The 21254-nt window shown below is 71.1% G+C and carries 14 protein-coding genes and 1 pseudogene; 13 read left to right on the top strand and 2 right to left on the bottom strand.

The annotated features are described in order from the left end of the window. The first annotated feature begins 201 nt into the window (after nt 1-201). The 8 genes and pseudogenes from AMK21_RS33985 to AMK21_RS32180 all read left to right on the top strand — a co-directional run bounded on the left by AMK21_RS33985 (nt 202) and on the right by AMK21_RS32180 (nt 11196). A complete protein-coding gene (locus AMK21_RS33985; RefSeq protein WP_079181310.1) occupies nt 202-564 on the top strand; it encodes a relaxase domain-containing protein in 363 nt (120 codons plus the stop codon). Nucleotides 565-1162: 598 nt separating this feature from the next. Then, nucleotides 1163-1510, top strand: a complete 348-nt coding sequence (locus AMK21_RS32205; protein WP_073882696.1) for a hypothetical protein — start codon at nt 1163-1165, stop codon at nt 1508-1510. A gap of 743 nt (nt 1511-2253) precedes the next feature. After that, on the top strand, nt 2254-3723 hold the full coding sequence (locus AMK21_RS32200; RefSeq protein ID WP_073882695.1) for an aldehyde dehydrogenase family protein: 1470 nt from the start codon (nt 2254-2256) through the stop codon (nt 3721-3723). After that, nucleotides 3711-3881: pseudogene (locus AMK21_RS34685) on the top strand (amino acid permease); the annotation flags it as partial. The gene AMK21_RS32200 and the pseudogene AMK21_RS34685, both read left to right, overlap by 13 nt. A 56-nt stretch (nt 3882-3937) precedes the next feature. Next, on the top strand, nt 3938-5506 hold the full coding sequence (locus AMK21_RS32195; protein ID WP_073882694.1) for a GMC family oxidoreductase: 1569 nt from the start codon (nt 3938-3940) through the stop codon (nt 5504-5506). 51 nt (nt 5507-5557) lie between these two features. Beyond that, nucleotides 5558-6187, top strand: coding sequence for an alpha-ketoglutarate-dependent dioxygenase AlkB (locus AMK21_RS32190; RefSeq protein ID WP_073882693.1), 630 nt, complete (start codon nt 5558-5560; stop codon nt 6185-6187). 115 nt (nt 6188-6302) lie between these two features. Beyond that, complete coding sequence (locus tag AMK21_RS32185) at nt 6303-8879, top strand: ATP-binding SpoIIE family protein phosphatase (protein ID WP_073882692.1); 2577 nt, start codon at nt 6303-6305, stop codon at nt 8877-8879. A 766-nt stretch (nt 8880-9645) separates the two neighbouring features. Continuing rightward, a complete protein-coding gene (locus AMK21_RS32180; RefSeq protein ID WP_199863325.1) occupies nt 9646-11196 on the top strand; it encodes a sugar transferase in 1551 nt (516 codons plus the stop codon). A 71-nt stretch (nt 11197-11267) separates the two neighbouring features. Here the strand turns inward: AMK21_RS32180 and AMK21_RS32175 are convergent, their stop codons facing one another. Next, entirely contained in the window at nt 11268-12251 is a 984-nt protein-coding gene (locus tag AMK21_RS32175; protein WP_073882690.1) for a GDP-L-fucose synthase family protein, read from the bottom strand. 116 nt (nt 12252-12367) lie between these two features. Between AMK21_RS32175 and gmd the strand changes: the two genes are divergently transcribed. Genes gmd through AMK21_RS32150 form a run of 5 tightly spaced genes read left to right on the top strand, consistent with a single transcriptional unit; the run spans nt 12368 to nt 20033 of the window. Further along, complete coding sequence (gmd, locus tag AMK21_RS32170; RefSeq protein WP_073882689.1) at nt 12368-13381, top strand: GDP-mannose 4,6-dehydratase; 1014 nt, start codon at nt 12368-12370, stop codon at nt 13379-13381. After that, nucleotides 13378-16191: a LamG-like jellyroll fold domain-containing protein gene (locus AMK21_RS32165; RefSeq protein WP_079181309.1), complete on the top strand. Its 2814-nt coding sequence runs from the start codon at nt 13378-13380 to the stop codon at nt 16189-16191. Before gmd ends, AMK21_RS32165 begins: the two co-directional genes overlap by 4 nt. Further along, a complete protein-coding gene (locus tag AMK21_RS32160; RefSeq protein ID WP_073882688.1) occupies nt 16188-18443 on the top strand; it encodes a LamG domain-containing protein in 2256 nt (751 codons plus the stop codon). The genes AMK21_RS32165 and AMK21_RS32160 overlap by 4 nt, the downstream gene beginning before the upstream one ends. Before the next feature lie 4 nt (nt 18444-18447). Continuing rightward, nucleotides 18448-19197, top strand: a complete 750-nt coding sequence (locus tag AMK21_RS32155; RefSeq protein ID WP_073882687.1) for a hypothetical protein — start codon at nt 18448-18450, stop codon at nt 19195-19197. Next, complete coding sequence (locus AMK21_RS32150) at nt 19194-20033, top strand: glycosyltransferase family 2 protein (RefSeq protein ID WP_073882686.1); 840 nt, start codon at nt 19194-19196, stop codon at nt 20031-20033. Before AMK21_RS32155 ends, AMK21_RS32150 begins: the two co-directional genes overlap by 4 nt. A 12-nt stretch (nt 20034-20045) precedes the next feature. Here the strand turns inward: AMK21_RS32150 and AMK21_RS32145 are convergent, their stop codons facing one another. Beyond that, nucleotides 20046-21209, bottom strand: coding sequence for a glycosyltransferase (locus AMK21_RS32145; protein ID WP_073882685.1), 1164 nt, complete (start codon nt 21207-21209; stop codon nt 20046-20048). Nucleotides 21210-21254 lie beyond the last annotated feature (45 nt).

Here is a 21254-nt window from a genome sequence, read left to right as displayed (position 1 = left end):
TCCAGCCCCGCCAGCAGCTTCTCGCACTCATGATTATCGAAGAAGGATCGCAGGAGGCACTGACACAGCCTCCGCGGCACAGCAACAGCTGGTCTCGCCCGAGCAACACCGGTCCACAACTTGCTGCAGGTAGGGAATCGCGGCGAGCAGGTCTGAGGAACCTCCAAGCAGCCGGTGTGGAAACTCATGGAGCCTCACTCAATGACCCACTGTTCTGAACTCCTGCATGACCATCTGCTGCTGTCGGTGAGAGGGCAGGGCCTGGACGGCGCGTGGGGCTCGATCCACACCACAGCCCTGTACGAGAACACGGTCGCGGTCTCCGCGCTCTACAACGAGTTCGTGGCCGCTGAGGTGTGCGAGGAGCTCGGGTTGGCGACCGAGCCGCGCACCGTCACGAGCGCGATCCTCACCTCCGGGTTCGCCGCCGACGTCATCACCTCCCTCCTTGAGTACGCCCGCGCTGCAGCCGCGACGATCCGGGCCCGGGTCGCCGCCGTGGTCGACGTCGCCGCGACGGTGTTCGTGATGAACGACGGCGGCACGCTGACCTTCTCACCATGAGGCATGGGTGCGTTCGGGCGCAGTTGAGTGGCTGGCAGCCCGGGCTCGATGACCTGTGATTTGGCCAACTTCTGACCTCTATTCGGTCTGCCTGCCAGTTGCCGAGGAGTCTGAGTTTCACTCAGCGTGTTCGAAGATGGTTGCGGTCCGTTGGAGCGGGTGCTCGAGACGATTTTCCGGTTCGCGAGAAATCGGGTTCCGCGGTGGACGGTTCGCCTGAAACCGGAGGGGCAGCGGATCCGTCGCGCATCAGGAGCAGGATGCGTTTATTGGGACCAGGAGGATGGGGGCTGAGCAGCCTCGAGATGTTCGAGCGGAGCGATTTTCGAGCGTGCTGGAGGGCGGGTCCCCGGGTGTCCGTATCCGTGCCGCACCGATCGAGGGCCGAAAGGTCTGGTGACATTCTGTGAAATGCCTGGGGTACGCGAGGGGAAAAAACGTTCGAGCGCTGGCTTTGGTCACGTCATATGGTCCTGAGCGGTTTGCAATCGACATCGATCGGTTCGGGTTCACCGCCCGAGCCTGATGAGGGGGATCTATGCGCACGTCTCGGATGGCGGCTGTTGTGACGGGTGCCGTGGCCATTGGAGTCCGGGGTATGGCACCGGCGTTCGCGGAGGGCGGCTTTGAAAGCACCATCAGCGGGTGGCTTCCAGGCAAGGACTCCCGCACGTGGACCGACAACAACAACGACAGCGTCTCGATAAGTGTGAAGTTCTCCGGCTGCTATGTGGACAACGGCCGGTTCACCTACGCCGGACTCCAGCTGGAGAAGGTGCGCCCCGGCCTGCCGGACACCGTCGTGAACAGGGACATTAATTACTGCGACTCGTCGAGCTTCGGTGACAAGTCCGCCGGAACGTACTACTTCCACTACTCGAACTTGAACGGCCAGGACACCGTCTCCGCGTACCTGATCGTCAACACGGTCACAGTGCGTTACTGACCGGATGGAGTGCAGCGGGGTGACCGTTGCAACCGGTCACCCCGCTCCACCGTCTGGCTCGGTATAACCACTCACCAGGAGTTTGCGTGTCACTGCGTTTCACGGACTGTTCGTTCTCCTACAGGGCGTTCGGGTTGTTCCAGGGAAAGGCGTGGAAGGCCCTGTTCTCCACCGGGCCGGAGGGGACGCCGTCGTCGAGCGCCGCCGAGTTCGTGCGGAGGCCCGGGCCCTCGAACACACGGGCTGCGCGGGCGGGGATGCCGTCGCCGGGTGAGATCCGGCCGCCATCGGCGCCCGGTTCACCGAGGAGCGAGATGACCTGGTCCTCGCCGTCCTCCGGGTACTCCTCGGCCGCCCTCGGCCGGATTGGTCACATCTCGTTCACATCGTCCATGGAAGCGACTTGCGTCGACGGTGACGCGAGCGAGCAGGGTCTGTCGTGTGCGCGATGGCGACGACCACTGCGGAGGCGGGCGCGGACCTCGGGGGGCTCTCCGGCGCCGAGCAGGACCCGGTAGCGCCACACCGGAACCTCGACAGCTGCGCCACGGCTCACCGAGGGCACGGGAGACCCCCAGGTGCCGGGCGCGCCCATATCCGCGCGGCTCCGATCGACCCCGCACGCGCTGCGCGCACGCCCCGCCGCCCTTACTCTGTGTTCTGGAGCCGCGACGGAAAGTGCCGTAGCTGCCGACGCCGCCCAACCCCGCTTTGCCCGTGCAGGACCCGTACAGGAGGAGCCCATGCCGGAGCTGTTCATCGGCGGCCGGTGGACCGCCGCCGCCGACGCGGGCACGCGCGAGATCCGCTGCCCGGCCGACGGCACCCTGGTGGCCACCGTCGACGAAGGCGGTCGCGCGGACGCCGAGGCGGCCGTCGCCGCCGCCCGGACCGCCTTCGACGACGGTCCTTGGCCCGGTACGCCGGCCGCCGAGCGCGGGCGGCTGCTGCTGCGGGTCGCGGAGCTGCTGGAGCGGGACAAGGATCTCTTCGCGCGGGCCGAGTCGCTGGACACGGGCAAGCGGCTGGTCGAGAGCGCCTACGACATGGCCGACATCGCCAATTGCTTCCGCTACTTCGGCAACCTCGTCGCCGCCGGGTCCACCGACCGGGTCGTCGACGCCGGGATCGCGGACGTCGACAGCCGGATCGTGCACGAACCGGTCGGGGTCTGCGCCCTCATCACCCCGTGGAACTATCCGCTGCTCCAGACCGCGTGGAAGGTCGCCCCGGCACTCGCCGCGGGCAACACCTTCGTCCTCAAGCCGAGTGAGCTGACCCCGCACACCGCCGTCCTGCTCATGGGGCTGCTCGTCGAGGCCGAGCTGCCGGAGGGGGTCGCCAACCTGGTGCTCGGGGCGGGCGCGGCCGTGGGCGCGCCACTCACCGAGGACCCGCGGGTGGACATGGTGTCGTTCACCGGCGGGCTCGTCACCGGGCGGGCCATCATGGCGGCGGCCGCGCCCACCGTGAAGAAGGTCGCCCTGGAGCTGGGCGGCAAGAACCCGAACATCGTCTTCGCCGACGCCGACTTCGAGACCGCCGTCGACTACGCGCTGATGGCGGTCTTCCTCCACTCCGGCCAGGTCTGCTCCGCCGGTGCGCGGCTCCTCGTCCAGGACGAGCTGCACGACCGGTTCGTGGACGAGCTGGTGGCGCGGGCCCGCCGGATCAGGCTCGGCGGCCCCTTCGACGAGGACGCCCGGAGCGGTCCGCTGATCTCCGCCGCCCATCGCGACAAGGTCGAGGCGTACGTGGCCGAGGGCATCGCCGAAGGCGCCGTACTGCGCTGCGGGGGCGCGCGGCCCGACGATCCGGCGCTGGCGGACGGTTTCTACTACCCGCCGACCGTGCTGGACGAGTGCCGCTCGTCCATGTCGGTGGTGCGGGACGAGTCGTTCGGGCCGGTGCTCACGGTGGAACGGTTCCGGGACGAGGACGAGGCCGTGCGGCTCGCCAACGACACCGTGTACGGGCTGACGGGCGCGGTCTGGACGCAGGACGGCGGGCGCGCCCACCGGGTGGCCTCGCGGCTGCGGGCGGGCACCGTGTGGATCAACGACTTCCACCCCTACGTACCGCAGGCGGAGTGGGGCGGCATGAAGCAGTCCGGCTTCGGCCGCGAGCTGGGTCCGGCGGGGCTCGCCGAATACCAGGAGGCCAAGCACATCTGGCGCAATGTCGCCGCGACCCCGCAGCGGTGGTTCGAGTGAGTGGTACGGGGCCGGGGCCCGGGAGCCGAGACAGGACACGGACCCAGTACGACGACGCGCTCGGCGAGCTGGGTTACCGGCCCGAACTCAAGCGCACCCTCGGCAGCCTCCACACCTTCGCCGCCGGGATCAGCTACATCTCGATCCTCACCGGCACCTAGGCCCAGGACCCCACCGCTCCCCCGTCGAACCTCTGATGAATCCTGGAGACGCGATGCCCGCAGAGAGCCCTTCACCCACGTACGACTACGTCGTGGTCGGCGGCGGTACGGCCGGTGCCGTCGTCGCCGCCCGGCTCACCGAGGACCCGGACGTCACCGTCTGCGTCCTCGAAGCCGGCCCCTCTGACGTCGGGGACGACAGCATCCTGCGGCTGGACCGGTGGATGGCGCTGCTGGAGTCCGGTTACGACTGGGACTATCCGGTGGAGCCGCAGGAGTACGGCAACAGCTTCATGCGGCACGCCCGCGCCAAGGTGCTCGGCGGCTGCTCCTCGCACAACTCGTGCATCGCCTTCTGGGCCCCGGCCGAGGACCTCGACGAGTGGGGCGCGCTGGGCTGCACCGGCTGGAGCGCGGCGGACTGCTTCCCGCTCTACGAACGGCTGGAGACCAACGACGCGCCCGGCGACCACCACGGCCGCTCCGGGCCGGTCACCCTCCGGACGGTCCCGGCCGACGACCCGTGCGGTACCGCGCTGCTGGAGGCGTGCGCGGAGGCCGGGATCCCCACCACCCCGTTCAACACGGGCACCACGGTGATCCGGGGTGCGCACTGGTTCCAGATCAACGCCCGCGAGGACGGCACCCGTTCCTCGGCGTCGGTCTCGTACCTCCATCCCGTCCTCGGGAAGCGGCCCAACCTGGAACTGCGGACGGGGCTCCAGGCCAAGCGCCTGCTGTTCGACGACGGGGACAGGCAGCGGTGCACCGGAGTGGAGTACCTGGAGCCCGACACCGTCCACAGCGGCAGGGTGCACGCCCGGCGTGAAGTGGTCGTCGCCTGCGGGGCCATCGACTCCCCCAAGCTCCTGATGCTCTCCGGGATCGGTCCCGCCGGACATCTGCGGGAGACCGGGGTGGAGGTCCGGGTGGACTCCCCCGGCGTCGGCTCGCACCTCCAGGACCACCCGGAGGGCGTGATCATGTGGGAGGCGAAGCAGCCCATGGTCACCACCTCCACCCAGTGGTGGGAGATCGGCATCTTCGCCGACACGGAACCGGGCCTGGACCGGCCGGACCTGATGTTCCACTACGGCTCGGTGCCGTTCGACCTGAACACCTACCGGCGCGGCTACCCCACATCGGAGAACGCGTTCTGCCTCACCCCGAACGTCACCCGGGCCCGCTCCCGGGGCACGGTCCGGCTGCGCACCCGGGACTTCCGGGACAAGCCCAGGGTCGATCCGCGCTACTTCACCGACGAGCACGACGTACGGGTGATGACGCACGGGCTCCGCCTCGCCCGGGAGATCGTGGCGCGGCCGCCGATGGCCGCCTGGGCGGGCACCGAGCTGGCCCCGGGGCCGGGCGCGACCACGGACGCGGAGCTGTTCGACTACATCCGCGAGACCCACAACACCGTGTACCACCCGGCGGGGACGGTACGGATGGGCCCGGCCGGCGACCCGGACTCACCGCTCGACCCGCAGCTGCGGGTCAAGGGGGTCACCGGGCTGCGGGTGGCCGACGCGTCGGTGATGCCGGTGCTCACCACGGCCAATCCCTGCATCACGACCATGATGATCGGCGAGAAGTGCGCCGACCTCATCAAGGAGAGCTGAGCCGTCGGCCACCTATTCGCACACCCGTACGAATAGCGTTACGCTCATCCCATGTCCGTACACCTGCAGACCTCGCTCTTCGACCAGGGGGACGAGGTCGCCGTCCGCCCTCTGGACGGGCTGCGCCGTGAGCATCTCGGCCACGGCGCCTGGATCGACGTACTGCCGCAGTGGCTCCAGGGGGCCGACGCCCTGTTCGAGACGCTGGCACGCGATGTGGCCTGGCGGGCGGAGCAGCGGGTCATGTACGAGCGGGTGGTGGCGGTCCCCCGCCTGCTGGCCTTCTTCGGCGGGAGCGATCCCCTGCCGCACCCCGCGCTGGACGAGGCCCGTACGGCGCTGAGCGCGCGCTACGCGGCCGAGCTCGGCGAGCCGTTCACCACGGCGGGGCTCTGCTACTACCGGGACGGCCGCGACGGGGTCGCGTGGCACGGTGACACGATCGGCCGAGGCTCCACCGAGGACACCATGGTGGCGATCCTCTCCGTGGGAGCCCCCCGGCACCTGGCGCTGCGGCCCCGCCGCCCCGGACCCGTCCCCGTACGCCGGTCGCTCGGGCACGGTGACCTGATCGTCATGGGCGGCAGCTGCCAGCGCACCTGGGAGCACGCGATCCCCAAGACGGCCCGCGCGGCGGGGCCGCGGATCAGCGTCCAGTTCCGGCCCTACGGGGTGCGCTGAGCACACCGGCGGGTACCGATCGCGCCCCGATCGGCCGTGGCGCGGCCCTACCGCAGTTGTGCCCGCCGTGGCCAGGGCGGATTCTGAAGACCATGGACCAGGCCGGTGTGGCGCGGTGAGCGCGACCAGGGCGGCGGATGCCGCCGACGACTTCCGTGGCCCCCTGGACATCGCCAGGGCGGCCACGCTGGTCCTGGACGGCCGGGACACGGTCGTCGGCTGGAGTCCCGCCGCCACCGAGCTGCTGGGGTTCGGTCCGCACGAGGCGGTCGGTCGGCCCCTGAGCGCGTTCCTGTCGCCCCTGCCCGCAGAGGGGCCGCTCCCTGCCACATCGGACCGCCCAGCCGGCTCGGAGCCGCCAGGCACCTCCGGCAGCGGGGGCACCACGAACCCCGCGCACCCCTTCGGCCCCGCGGCCCGCCCCGGACCCGGCCCGCCGCCCGGCGGCAACGAGATCCGGCTCGCGCGTCACCGGGACGGTCATGAGCTGCTGGTGGCGACCACGATGTGCCCGCTCGCGGGCGGGGCGGGCGGGCTCGGCGCCGACTCCCCGGGCCGGGTGCTGGTCGCGGCCGAGCTCGGGGCGCTGCGGCAGTGGGAGTCCCGGCTCGCCCTGCTCCAGGGGCTCGCCACCCAGTCGCCCGTCGGCCTGGCGATCTACGACACCGACCTCCGGCTGACCTGGAGCAACACCGCCTACGAGCGGGAGATCGGCAAGCCGCTCGCCGAGTACCGGGGCATGCGGGCCGACGAGCTGTACTCCGGGGGCCGCTTCATCACCCCGGGGTACCCGCAGACGCTCGACGCCGTGATGCACCACGTGATCGACACCGGCGAACCCGTCCTGGACCTGCACTTCCAGGGGATTCCGCCGAGCGACCCGGTTACGGAACACCTGTGGTCGTGCTCCTACTACCGGTTGCAGGACGCGCACGGCCATGTGTTCGGGGTCTGCGAGGACGCCTTCGACATCTCCGACCGCCAGCGCGCCCAGCAGCGCCTGGCCCTGCTGGTGGAGGTCGGCCGCCGGATCGGCACGGTCCTGGACGTGGTCACCACCGCCGAGGAGATCGCCGAGGTGACCGTGCCGGAGTTCGCCGCCGCCGTACGGGTCGACGTCGCGCGGGTGACGGTGATGAGCGGGGAGCTCCCGGCGATCGGGAGCTCGGTGGCCATGGATCTGCTGCGGATCGGTGAACACTCCGTGGACCCGGAGGTGGCCGACCCGGCGCCGCATCCGGAGGGACCGGAGGGTCCGGTCCACCGCTACCCCCCGATCGCCTATCCCCCGGGGTCGCCCCAGGACCGCTCCCTGGCCTCCGGCGGTCTCGTACTCGACGACCATGTCCTGGTCGTCCCGTTGCGCGTCGGCGGCAGCGTGCTGGGGCTCATCACCTTCGTACGGAGTCCTCGTCCCGGGGCCACCCGCCGCACGGTCGCCCACGGCCCGGCGTACACCTTCGACAACGGTGAGGTCGCCCTGGCGGACGAGCTGGCGGCCCGGACCGCGGTCTGTATCGACAACGCCCGCCGCTTCACCCTCGAGCGATCCGCCTCCCTCGCCCTCCAGCGCCAGCTGCTGCCCCACCATGTGCCGCCGCAGTCCGCGGTCGAGATCGCCTACCGCTATCTGCCGTCGGACGATGTGACGGGGGTCGGCGGCGACTGGTTCGACGTGATCCCGCTCTCCGGGACCCGGGTCGGCCTGGTGGTCGGGGACGTGGTCGGCCACGGCCTCCAGGCGGCCGCCACCATGGGCCGGCTCCGCACGAGCGTGCGCGCCTTCGCCCAGCTGGACATGGCACCGGACGAGCTGCTGACCCGGCTGGACGACCTGGTGGGGCAGCCGCTGGACGAGCGGCCGGGCACGCGGGACGGCGCGGCCTCCGACGCGTACGACGAGCTGACCACGGGGGCGACCTGCCTGTACGCGGTGTACGACCCGGTCTCGCGGCGCTGCGTCATGGCGCGCGCCGGACATCTGCCGCCGGCGGTCGTGCGTCCCGACGGGCAGGTCACGTTCCCGGACCTGCCGGCCGGGCCGCCGCTGGGCTTGGGCGGCCTGCCCTTCGAGTCCATGGAGATCGAGCTGCCGGTGGGGAGCCTGCTGGCGCTGTTCACGGACGGTCTGGTGGAGGCGCGCGACCACGACATCGACCAGGGGCTGGACGCGCTGGGCCGGGTGCTCGGCGACCCCGCGGCCTCGCTGGAGGAGCTGTGCGACCGAGCCGTCTCCGAGCTGGTGCCGGACGCCACGACCGCCGATGACACCGCCCTCCTCCTGGCCAGGACCCGGCAGCTGGACGATGGGCAGGTCGCGGAGTGGGATCTGCCGGCCGAGGCGATGACGGTGGGGCGGGCGCGCGAACTGGCCACCCGTCAACTGGGTGTCTGGGGGCTGGAGGAGCTGTCCTTCGCCACCGAACTGGTCGTCAGCGAGCTGGTCACCAACGCGGTCCGGCACGCAGGCGGGCCGCTGCGGCTGCGCCTCATCCGGGACCGGACCCTGCTCTGCGAGGTCGCGGACACCGGCCACACCTCGCCGCATCTGCGCCACAGCGCGGAGGACGACGAGGGCGGGCGCGGGCTGTTCATCGTCGCCCAGCTCGTCCAGCGGTGGGGGACGCGCTACACCCCGGCAGGGAAGACCATCTGGACGGAACAGGCTTTTCCGCCGGTCGACTTGGGTTGAATCCGATCGCTTTCCGGGCTCCCTCGCCTCCCCCGCCGCCGCGGCGACCGGGACCCGCGATCACCGACGGGGCACGACCTGCGACCTGTCGCGGGCCACCATCGACACGGCGACCGCACCGGGCAGAACATCATGGTCACCGGCAGCGGCTAGATCCGCCCGGCCCCGGCCCCGGCGCCTCCGTTTCCTCCGGTTCATCGGCAGGCGGCGCAGGTTCCACGGCCGGCGGCGGCGTCGGGGGCGCCTCCGGTACGGGAAGAACGTCCGGCGGCAGCGTCGCGGCGACCGGGCCCACACTGTGATCTCGGTAACTTTCCTCGCGGCAGGGCACCTTGGCCGCGGTCTGCTGATCCACCTCCGGACCGGGAGGCGCACGACAGGCCTCGCGCGACCCCGCAGGCGCCCCCTTCCACCCCGGGCGGCCGCCCACGGACCACGAGCCTCCTGGCCGCACAGGTCGCTGCCAGGAGGTTCGTACGTTCACTCCGGCGTGCGCCGGAGTGCGAGCCTCCGCGTCCAGCCACCCGCCGCCCCGCTCCACAAGCGCTTGCCGATCTATTGAACCGTCAATAGACGCCCTCTGCCGGGGAGATCGGCAGGATGCGCCGGATCGCGGGTGTCTGGACCGAGCCGTCTGAACTTCACTGGAACTCCAGCGAAATGGCACGTGTGTGGATATCGTGCACCGAGCGAGGGCGCATCCGTCAGTCCATGGGATCGGCGGATGCGTCGCGTTTGCGGGGGTGCGACTGTGACTGGGGGGTTCATGGGGCATGTCGAAATACCGGAGACTGACATATCCGGGCCGGTGGGGCTCCGGGGCGCGCCGCGTCCCCGCACCGCCGCCTCCCGGAATCGTACGGCGGCCCTGGAACAGCTGTGGAGGGCGCCGACAGCACAGCGCGATGCGGCCGAGCGGGTTCCGGCCTGCCGGAAGCCGGTCCACCGTGCGTCGGTCGGCGCGCTGACCGACCTGCTGGCCCTGGCCGGGCCGGCCTGGCTGCTGCTGCACCTGGGCGAGCAGCCCCGCCCGTGGCTGGCCGCCACGGTCGCCGGCCTGCTCTGGACCGGTCTACGCGGTGCGCGCGGACGGTACGCCGACCCGGTGCGGGCCGAACCGGGCGGCGCGTTCGGTGCCCTCGGGGACTGGCTGGTGCTCCTCGGGGTGCTGGCCGTCCTGCACGCGGCGGTGGGGGGCTCCGTGGCCCCGGCCACGGCCGTCGTCGCCCTGGCGCCGGGGCTGCTGGTCGCCACCACCGTGGAGGGGCTGCGGCGCTGGCCCCGGACCGGGCGGCGAGGGCGAGGAGTGCGCAAGGTGCTGCTGGTCGGTGAGACCGCGGGGCTGGACCGGGCAGCCGGGCTGCTCAACTCCCGTACGGACCACGCATATCAGCTGGTGGCCGCGATTCCTGTGGGGCCCGGCCGACCCGGGTTCGAGAACATGCCGGTGCCGGGGCGACTCACCTCCCGCCCGGCGGACGACGACGTGACGACGGTGCTCGGCGGGGCCTACGCCCACGACGCGGACCTGGTGCTGGTGGCTCCCGGGCCCCAGCTGACCGGGGACCGGCTGCGGCGGCTCGGCTGGGGGCTGCACGACGCGGGTATCGCCCTGTGCGTGGTCTCCGAACTCTCCGGCATCGCGGCCGGCCGGGTCCGCCCGGTGACGGCTGCCGGGCTCACCCTGCTGCACATCGCGCCACCACTGCGCGGGGGGCCGCAGGGGATCCTGAAGGCCGTACTGGACCGCGGCGGCGCCCTGTTCGGCCTGCTGGTTCTCTCCCCGCTGCTGCTCGCGGTGGCGCTGAGCGTGCGGCTCTCCTCGCGCGGTCCGGTCTTCCACCGGCAGGTCCGCCAGGGACTCCACAACCGGCCCTTCACCATGTGGAAGTTCCGTACGATGGTGGCGGACGCGGAGGCGCGCAAGGAGCAGCTCACCGAGGCCAACGAGGTCGACGGGCCGCTCTTCAAGATGCGGCAGGATCCGCGGGTGACCCCCGTGGGGCGGACGTTGCGCCGGACATCGATCGACGAGCTCCCGCAGCTGTTCAACGTGTTGCTGGGTCAGATGTCCCTGGTGGGGCCCCGGCCCCCGCTGCCCGAGGAGGCCTCCCGGTACGACGAGCGGGAGGGCCGCAGGCTGGCCGTGAAGCCGGGGCTGACCGGACTGTGGCAGGTCAGCGGGCGCTCGGACCTCTCCTGGCAGGAGACCGTCTCGCTGGACCTGTGGTACGTCGACAACTGGTCGGTGGCCACGGACATGGGGCTCCTCGCCCGTACGGTGCGCGCCGTCACCGACGGCCGCGGGGCCTACTGAGAACGGCGGGCCCGATGATGCGAGGAACCCTGGTTCACCACTGCGCGTCCGGTGCGCGCAGTGGTGAACGGTCATGCGACGGGTGGGAGTTGGCCGAGCCACCAGGCATAGGTGCGAGCGATGCCGTCTCGCAGCGGGATCTGCGGCTTGAAGCCGAGGGAGGTGAGGCGGGAGACATCGAGCAGCTTGCGGGGGGTCCCGTCGGGCTTCGAGGTGTCCCAGCCGATCCGGCCCCGGTAGCCCGTCACATCGGCGACCGTCTCGGCGAGTTCACGGATGGTGAGGTCCTCGCCGCAGCCGATGTTGACGGGCGCGTCACCGTCGTACGCCTCCAGCAGGCGTACGCAGGCGGCGGCCAGGTCGTCGACGTGGAGGAACTCGCGGCGCGGCGAGCCGGACCCCCACAGGGTGACCTCCGGCGCCCCGTCGCGCTGCGCCTCGTGGAAGCGGCGGATCAGCGCGGGCAGGACGTGCGAGGTCTCCAGGTCGAAGTTGTCGCCGGGCCCGTAGAGATTGGTGGGCATGGCGCTGATGTAGGAGGCGCCGTACTGCCGGCGGTAGGACTGGGTCTGGACGATTCCGGCGATCTTGGCCAGCGCGTATGCCTCGTTGGTGGGCTCCAGCTCGCCGGTGAGCAGCGACTCCTCGCGGATCGGCTGGGGCGCGAGGCGGGGGTAGATGCACGACGAGCCGAGGAAGAGCAGCCGCTCGGTCCCCGCCGCGTGCGCCCCGGCGATCACGCTGAGCTGGATGCGGAGGTTGTCCTCCAGGAACTGCACCGGGTAGGTGCTGTTGGCCATGATCCCGCCCACTTTGGCGGCGGCCAGCACCACGGCGTCCGGGCGGATGTCCCGCAGATACGTCTCGGTCTGCGCGGCGTCGCGCAGGTCGAGGAGGTCGCGGCCGCGAGTGAGGACCTCGTGGCCCTCGTCGGCGAGGCGGCGGGACACCGCCGAGCCGACGAGCCCGCGGTGCCCCGCGACGAATATGCGGGAGCCCGGGCGCAGTAGGGGACGGGCGGATTCCTGGGGTGGGACGGGGAGTTCGGTCGTCATGGCTCGGATTGTGCCAGCAGTAAGGGACTGCGGTGATGTTTTGCCGCAGAACGCTCCAATTCCGATATGTCGGTGACTTGTTCGTCGCACAGGCGGACAGCAGAGAAGGGGGAATCGTGGCGAAGACCGCGCTCATCACGGGAGTGACCGGCCAGGACGGCTCGTACCTGGCGGAGTTGCTGCTCGACAAGGGGTACAGGGTCCACGGCCTGATACGTCGCTCATCGAGCTTCAACACCGAGCGGATCGACCACATCTACCAGGGCCCCGAGGAGCCGGAGCGCTCCTTCGTCCTGCACCACGCTGATCTGACCGACGGTGTGGCATTGGTCAACCTGTTGCGCGACATCCAGCCAGACGAGGTCTACAACCTGGGTGCCCAGTCCCATGTGCGGGTCTCCTTCGACGCCCCGCTCTACACCGGTGACGTCACCGGGCTGGGCACCATCCGGCTGCTGGAGGCGGTCCGGGCCAGCGGTGTCCAGACCCGGATCTACCAGGCGTCGTCCTCCGAGATGTTCGGCGCCAGCCCGCCGCCGCAGAACGAGAAGACCCCGTTCCACCCGCGCAGCCCGTACAGCGTGGCGAAGGTCTACTCGTACTGGGCGACGGTCAACTACCGCGAGGCGTACGACATGTTCGCCGTCAACGGGATCCTCTTCAACCACGAGTCGCCGCGCCGCGGTGAGACCTTCGTGACCCGGAAGATCACCCGGGGCGTCGCCCGGATCAAGGCCGGGCTCCAGGACCGGCTGCACCTGGGCAACCTGGACGCGGTCCGGGACTGGGGATACGCGCCGGAGTACGTGGACGCGATGTGGCGGATGCTCCAGTGCGACACCCCGGACGACTACGTGGTGGCGACGGGCGAGGGCGTCAGCGTCCGGCAGTTCCTGGAGTTCGCCTTCGAGCACGCGGGCCTCGACTGGGCCGAGCATGTGCGGTACGACCCGAAGTACGAACGCCCCAGCGAGGTCGACGCGTTGATCGGTGACGCGTCCAAGGCGGAGGAGCTGCTGGGCTGGAAGCCCGAGGTGAAGTCGCGCGAGCTGGCCCGAATCATGGTCGACGCGGACATCCGCCTGCTCTCGGACCAGCTGACCGGGGCCGCCGTCCGGGTGGACAGATGAGGGGGGCGGGAGGTCGAGGACGTACGGGAGCAGGGGGCTTGAGCCGCCTGCGCGGCCGGGTCCTCACCGCGGTTCTCGCGCTGGCCGCCGGTGTGCTCGCCCCGGTGGCCGCCGCGCCCCCGGCGGCAGGGCTGACGGACCCGGTCGGCTTCACCGCCGACCATCTGCCCACCTACCAGACCAACGGGATCGTGTGGTCGCTGGCGGAGGCGAACGGGGTCGTCTACGCGGGCGGCACCTTCTCCGCCGTCCGCCCGGCCGGTACGCCCTCCGGTGGCGCCTCCACGCCCGCCGTCAACTTCGCGGCGTTCAACGCGGCGACGGGCGCTCCGGCCGGCTGCTCGCTGTCCTTCACCCGGAGCAGCGGCACCGCCACCGTGCGGGCGCTCGCCGTCTCTCCGGACAAGTCGACGCTGTACGTGGGCGGTTACTTCAACGCGGTCAACGGGAGCAGCGCCAACGGGCTGGTCGCCGTCGACACCGCCACCTGCACCCGGCGGGCGGGGTTCGCGCCGAGCTTCTCGGCGACGGTCCGCGCGCTGGACGTGGCGGCGAACGGCACGGTCTACGCGGGCGGCGACTTCCAGTCGGTGAACGGCCAGACCCGGCGCTACTTCGGCGCGCTGACCCCGGCGGGTGCGGTGACCGGGTGGAATCCGGACGCGGACGCCCCGGGGCGGACCCTGAGGGTGACGCCGGACGGGCAGTCGGTGCTGATCGGCGGCGACTTCTTCACCGTGGGGGGCGCCAACTCCCACGCGATCGCGGTGACGAGCGCCGCCAACGGATCGCTCACCCGGGGCTATCCGAACAACTTCATCCCCTCCACCGCCGTCATCAAGGACATCGTCACGGACTCCGCCTCGGGCGGCTGGTACGCGGCCGGTGAGGGCCGGGGCGGCAACTCCTTCGACGGCCGCCTCGCGATGGAGCTGGACGGCTTCGGCCAGCGCTGGCGGGACACCTGCCAGGGCGCCACCCAGGCGCTGCGCGTGTACAAGGCGGTGCTCTACGCGGCGAGCCATGTCCACGACTGCTCCACGATGGGCGGCTTCCCCAACCAGGCGCGCAAGCACCTCACCGCGCAGAGGGTCGACGATCCGGCGCTGCTGGGCTGGCTGCCCGACACCAACGACGGGATCGGGGAGCCGGTCGGGCCCCGCGCGCTGACGATCTCCACCCGCGACGGCCGTGACTTCCTCTGGGTGGGCGGGGAGTTCACCACGGTCAACGGGGTGCGGCAGCAGGCGCTGACCCGGTTCGCGAACACTCCGGACACCGGTGCGCCGAGTCTGCCCGCCGCCAGTGCGTCGGCGCCGCGCGCGGGTGAGGTGCGGGTGAGCTGGCGGTCCTCGCTGGACCTGGACGACAGCCTGCTGACGTACCGGGTGTACCGCAACGGGGGTGCGGTGCCCGTGCACACGACGACCGGCTCGTCCCTCTTCTTCAGCCGCCCCCAACTGGCCTTCACCGACCGCAACGTGGTCGTGGGCCGGACGTACTCCTACCGGATCACGGCGACCGACGGCGCCGGCAACACCAGCGCGCTCTCCCCCGTCGTCTCCGTGACCGCCGCGTCGTCCGCCTCCCCGTACCAGGAGCGGGTGCTGGCCGACGGGGCGGATCTGTACTGGCGTTACGACGAGCCCGGCGGGGTCTTCGCCTCGGATGCCTCGGCCAGCCGGAACGGCGGGGTGTACGTGAACGCCCCCACGTACCGGGCCACGCCCTCGGCCGTCGCCGGTTCGGCCGCGCTCGCGCTGAACGGCAGCGACGAGTACGTGTACAGCGACCGGCTGCACCGCTACGTCTCGCCCACCCCGTACTCCATCGAGACCTGGTTCCGTACGACGTCGACGAGCGGCGGGCGAATCGTCGGGTTCGGCAACAACATCGGTACGGCGCAGGGCCATACGAGCTCCACCTCCGACAAGCTGCTCTACCTGACGAACGACGGTCGGCTCGCCTTCGGCGTCCAGGTGGGCAGCACCAGCAGCCGCCCGACCCTGACCAGTTCGGGGAGCTTCAACGACGGGCGGTGGCACCACGCGGTCGCCACCCAGGGGCCTGGCGGCATGGCGCTGTACGTGGACGGGGGGCGGGTAGCCTCCAACACGACCGCGGGGAACCGCTCGTACAACGGGTACTGGCGGGTCGGCGGTGACGCGATGAACAGCGCCTGGCCGAACCGCCCTTCATCCACCTACTTCGCCGGTCAGGTCGACGAGACGGCGATCTACCCCTCGGCGCTGACCGCCGCCCAGGTCGCCGCCCACCACCAGCTGGCCCAGGTGCCCGCCCCGCCCGGCGACACCACGGTGAGCCTCCTGCCCACCGAGGACGCGTACGTGAACGGCGTGGCGGCCAACGCGAACTACAACGACCAGCAGCTGGCCTCCCGGGGCACCTCGCCCTACCTGAGCTATCTGCGCTTCGCCCTGCCCGCCGCCCCGGCCGGGCAGGTCCTCAAGGGGGCCCGGCTCCAGTTCCGTACGTCGTCCGATCCGACGGCGGGCTCCACCGACAGCCACACCGTGGTGCCGGTCACCGGCGCCTGGACCGAGTCGGCGGTCACCTACAACTCCCGGCCGGCGCTCTCCGCGTCCGTGCTGGGGAGCATCACCGGCGCAACCGCCGTCTCCACCGACTACTCGGTGGAGCTCACCGCGCCGGCACTGGGCGGGGCCCTCGGCTCCGCCTACTCACTCGCCCTGACCAGCAGCGGGACCGACAGTCTGCGCGTCTGGTCGAGCGAGGCAGGATCGGCGGCCGCCAGGCCGCAGCTCGTTCTCACCTTCGGAGCTGAATGATGAACGGAAGTACGGGGCAAAGATCCGGAGGACGTGGCCGTATTCGGGCCGCTTCCGCCGCTCTCTGCCTGCTGGCCGGAGCCCTGACCGCCACGGCGGTCGGGGGTTCCCCGGCAGCGGCGCTGACCCCTCCGGTGGCCATCACCGCGGACGACCTCTCCACCTGGCAGACCAACGGCATCGTCTGGTCGATGGCGGCCGGCGACGGCGTCGTCTACGCGGGCGGCACCTTCTCCACCCTGCGGCCGCCCAAGGCGGCGGCCGGCACCAATGAGCAGCCCGCGGTGAACTTCGCCGCCTTCGACGCGGCGACCGGGGCACCCACGGACTGCTCTCTGTCGTTCACGATCTCCTCGGGGACCGCGACCGTACGCTCGCTGGCGCTCTCCCCCGACGGGGAGACGCTGTACGCGGGCGGCCAGTTCGGGGCGGTGAACGGGGTCGGGGTCAGCAACTTCGCTGCCATCGACACCGCGACCTGCACCGTCCGCAACAACTTCAAGATCGCCGTCTCGGCCACCGTGCGGGCGCTCGCCGTCACGTCCGACACGGTCTATCTGGCCGGTGACTTCACCAGCGTCGGCGGCCAGACCAGGAGCCACTTCGCGGCCGTCTCCACCGCCGGCGCCGCGCTCCTGCCGTTCACGGCCAACGCCGACGAGGTGGCCCGGGCGATCGAGGTGACCCCGGACGGGCAGAACGTGCTGCTCGGCGGGGACTTCTTCCGGATCAACGGCACCACCACCCACGCGCTGGCCGTGGTGAACGCCACCACCGGGCAACTCACCAAGAGCTATCCGGGGTTCATCCACAACAACTCCACCGTCCAGGACATCACCACCGACGCCACCGGCTTCTACACCGCCAACGAGGGCAGCGGCGGCGGGGTCTTCGACGGCCGGATCGCGCTGAACCTGAGCGACTTCCAACAGCGCTGGCGCGACACCTGCCTGGGCGCCACCCAGGCCGTGGCGGTCTACTCCGGTGTCCTCTACAGCGGCAGCCACGCCCACGACTGCGCCTCCATGGGCGCCTTCCCCGACCAGCCGCGCAAGCACCTGCTGGCCCAGTCGGTCGACGACCCGAAGCTGCTGCCCTGGTTCCCGGACACCAACGACGGCATCGGGGAGCCGGTCGGTCCGCGGGTGATGACCCAGACCGGCAAGGACGGCCGCCACTACCTGTGGGTCGGCGGCGAGTTCACCACCGTCAACAGCGCCCCCCAGCAGGGGCTGACCCGGTTCGCGGACGGCCCGGACACCGGGGCGCCCTGGGTGCCCAACGTCAGCCTGTCCACGCTGAATCCGGGGAAGATCGAGGTGAACTGGCAGACCAGCTTCGACACCGACGACGGTGAGCTGACCTACCGGATCTACAAGGACGGGTCGAACACGCCCATCCACACCACGACCGGCTACTCGGTCTTCTGGAACCGGCCGCAGCTGAACTGGACGGACACCGACGTCGTGGCCGGCCAGACCTACTCGTACCGGATCACCGCGAGCGACGGCGTCAACACCAGCGCCAAGTCCCCGGCCCAGTCAGCCACCGTGGCGACCGCCACCGAGGCCTACGCCGCCCGGGTCAAGGACGACGGAGCAACCCTCTACTGGCGCTACGACGAGGGCACCTCCACCTTCGCCCACGACAGCAGCGGCAACCTCAACAACGGGTTCCTGCGCAACGCCCCGGCCTACCGGCAGACCCCGGCGGCCGTCGCAGGGCCGTCCACCGCGATCGGGTTCAACGGCACCGACGAGTACGCCTACAGCAACCGGCTCCACCCGGCCCCGGCCCGGTTCTCCGTCGAGACCTGGATCAAGACCACCACCACCCGGGGCGGGAAGATCATCGGCTTCGGGAACCTGACCCAGCAGAACAGCACCCGCCACGACAAGCACGTCTACATGCGCAACGACGGACGCCTCACCTTCGGTGTCTACAGCGGCGGCACCCGGACCGTCGCCACCACGGGGGCGTACAACGACGGCCAGTGGCACCACGTCGTCGCCACCCAGGGGCCCGGCGGGATGGCGCTCTACGTCGACGGGCAGCTGCGCGCGTCGAACATCCTGTACTCCACCAACGAGAGCGCCCCGGGCTACTGGCGGATCGGCGGGGACAACCTCGCCAGCTGGCCGAGCCGTCCGACGAGCAACTTCTTCGCCGGGCAGATCGACGAGACCGCCGTCTATCCGACCGCACTGACCGCTTCCCAGGTCAGCGCCCACTACGCCCTGAGGAACAGCTGATCCGATGAGGAATCCGTTCCTGGCCGGCGCCGCCGTCGTCATGGCGGTGGCGGCGCTGGCCGCCTGCGGCTCGTCCGCGGACGGGAACGGCCCGGAGGCCGCGGGCGCCCAGCGCCCCGCGGCCTCCGGGCCCTCCGTCCCCGGCCCGTCCGCCCCGACACCGACCACGCCCGCCGCGCCCGCGCCGCCAACGGCACCCGCCACCGAGGAGCCCGCGGCCCCCGGACCTCCCGCCCCCGCCGCCACCGCCGAGGGCCCGAAGACACCCTCCGACGAGATCACCCCGGCCACCGGGACCTTCACCAAGAAGCAGAAGGAGTACCTGGAGGGCCGGGTGCCCAAGGGCATGGACCCGGCCGCCGTGCTCCAGACCGGCCAGGAGACCTGCGACAAGCTGCGCTACCTGGTCAAGGCCGACCGGGACACCGCCGTGGGCGCCATCGCCACCCAGGAGATCCCCGACGCGCCGGCCGCGGTGGCGGGGCTCTGCCCCCAGCACCAGGACCTGGTCGACGAGGCCGCGTACGCCTACGCCGACGGCACCCACACCGGGAAGACCCTGCGGCCCGGGGTCTACCGGTCCGCCTCCCCCACCACGCACTGCTCGTGGCAGATCGAGGGGGCGGGCGGGAAGGAGCTCGCCTCCGGCACCTCCGACACGGGCACGTCACGGAAGATCACCATCCCGAAGTCCGCCCGTACGTTCACCTCCACAGGCTGCTACGCCTGGCTGGCCGAAGGAGCCGAGGGATGACCGCTGGTAAGACGAAACTCCCGATAGCCGTGGCGATCCCCACGAAGAACGAGGGCCTGAACATCGCCGAGGCGGTGAAGTCGGTGCTCGGCCACTTCGAGGCGGTCGTCGTGGTGGACTCCCACAGCACCGACGACACGGTGAAGATCGCCGAGGAGTGCGGGGCCGAGGTGGTCACGTACACCTGGGACGGGGGCCACCCGCGGAAGAAGCAGTGGTGCCTGGAGAACGTCCGCACCGATCTGGACTGGATCCTGCTACTGGACGGCGACGAGCGCCTCAGCCCCGGGCTGCTGGCCGAGCTGCGGGAGGTCTTCCGGGATCCGGCGGCGCCCAGGCCCGCCGCGTACGACATCCCGCTCGGGTACTGGTTCTCGGGAAAGCGGTTGCGGCACGGATACACCATCCGCAAGCGGTCGTTGACCGACCGGACCCGCGCGTACTACCCGGAGGTCGGGGACCTGGACGCGCCGGGCATCGGGGAGGTGGAGGGCCACTACCAGCCGGTCGCCGCGACGGTGGGGACGCTGAAGCACCCCATCGAGCACCAGGATCTCGACCCCGTCACCGCCTGGTTCGAGCGGCACAACCGGTACTCCGACTGGGAGGCGTGGCTGGAGCACCACCCCCAGGTGAAGGAGCAGGTGCGCCAGGTCAAGTCACGTCAGGGGCAGTTGTTCCACAAGGCACCGTTCAAGCCGGTGGTGTCGTTCGCGTACATGTACCTCTACCGACGCGGCTTCCTGGACGGCCGGGCCGGGTTCGACTTCGCGCTGGCGATGAGCTTCTACCGCTGGCAGATCGCACTCAAGTCCCGGGAGAAGCCGCTACGTTGACGGGCCTGGTTCTCACCCTCGCCTCCGGCGGACCACGTCCTCGTAGGTCCGCCGGAGGGTGGCGGTGACGACCTCGATCGTGAACTGGTCGTTGACCAGGTCCCAGGCCGCCTTGCCGGCCTGCTCGGCGGCCTCCGGCTCCAGCAGCTCCAGGATCGCGTCGGCGACCTTGCGGGCGTTGGCCGCGTCCTCGCCGACCCGGCTGTCGATCACCCGGCCCGCTCCGGCCTCCGCCACATCGGGGGCCTGCCCGCAGGTGCGGGTGATGACGACGGGGGTGCCCACCGACATCGCCTCCAGGACCGAGACCGGGAAGGGCTCCTCGATGGCCGGCAGCACGTACACATCGGCCTCGCGCCCGGCGGCGAGCACCTCGTCGTGCTCCAGCGGGCCCACGTGGTCCAGGGAGTCCGTGACGCCCAGCTCCCGGGCGAGGGCGAGGGTGCCGGGCAGCGAGCCGGTGTCAGGTCCGGCCAGTACGAACCGGGCGTCGGGGTGACGGGCCAGGACGTGCGGCATCGCGGCGATGAAGTCCTCGGGCCGCTTGCGCTTCTGGATGCGGGCCAGGTAGAGCACGGTCGGCGGCCGGTCGGCATCGCGGGCGGGCTTGCGCTCCTGCGGGCGGACGCCGTTGACCAGCCGTACGGTGCGGGTGAGCGGGACGGGGGCGGCGACGGCGTTCACGTCGAGCCGCTCCATCTCGGTGAGGTGCAGGACGGCGTCCGCGCTGCGCAGCACCTTGCGCACCCCGAGCAGGTCGGTGAGCTGGGCGACCTTCTTCTCGGTCGGGTCGATCATGCCGTGGGTCTGGACGACCAGGGGGATACGGGTCGCGAGTGCGAGGAGCGCGGCGGGCAGGGTCACCAGGTCCCGCATCAGGTGGACGTGCACGAGGTCGGCGCCGCGCATCATGCGGCGTGCGGTGCGCAGCAGTGCGGCGGAGGTGATGCCGCTGACCTCGAACATCGGGAGCAGGTGCCGGGCCTGGAAGAGGTGGACCGGAACTCCCTCGACATGGCTGGGCAGGTCCCCGCCCGGGAAGCCGTCGCCGAGGGCCATGATGCGGGCGTCGTCCCCGGCGGCACGCTGGACCTTGGACAGGTTGAGCGCCACCCGGGTCGGACCGCCGAAGGCGTGGTCCGGGGTGTGGAGCGTGACGACGTGCAGGATTTTCACCAGAGTTCCCCTCGACTACGGCCACTTGTTCACAGGGTAGTCATC

Source organism: Streptomyces sp. CB00316, assembly GCF_001905595.1.
Classification (GTDB): Bacteria; Actinomycetota; Actinomycetes; order Streptomycetales; family Streptomycetaceae; genus Streptomyces.
The sequence above is the reverse complement of the archived record's forward strand: the minus strand, read 5'-3'. Positions and strand labels throughout refer to the sequence as shown.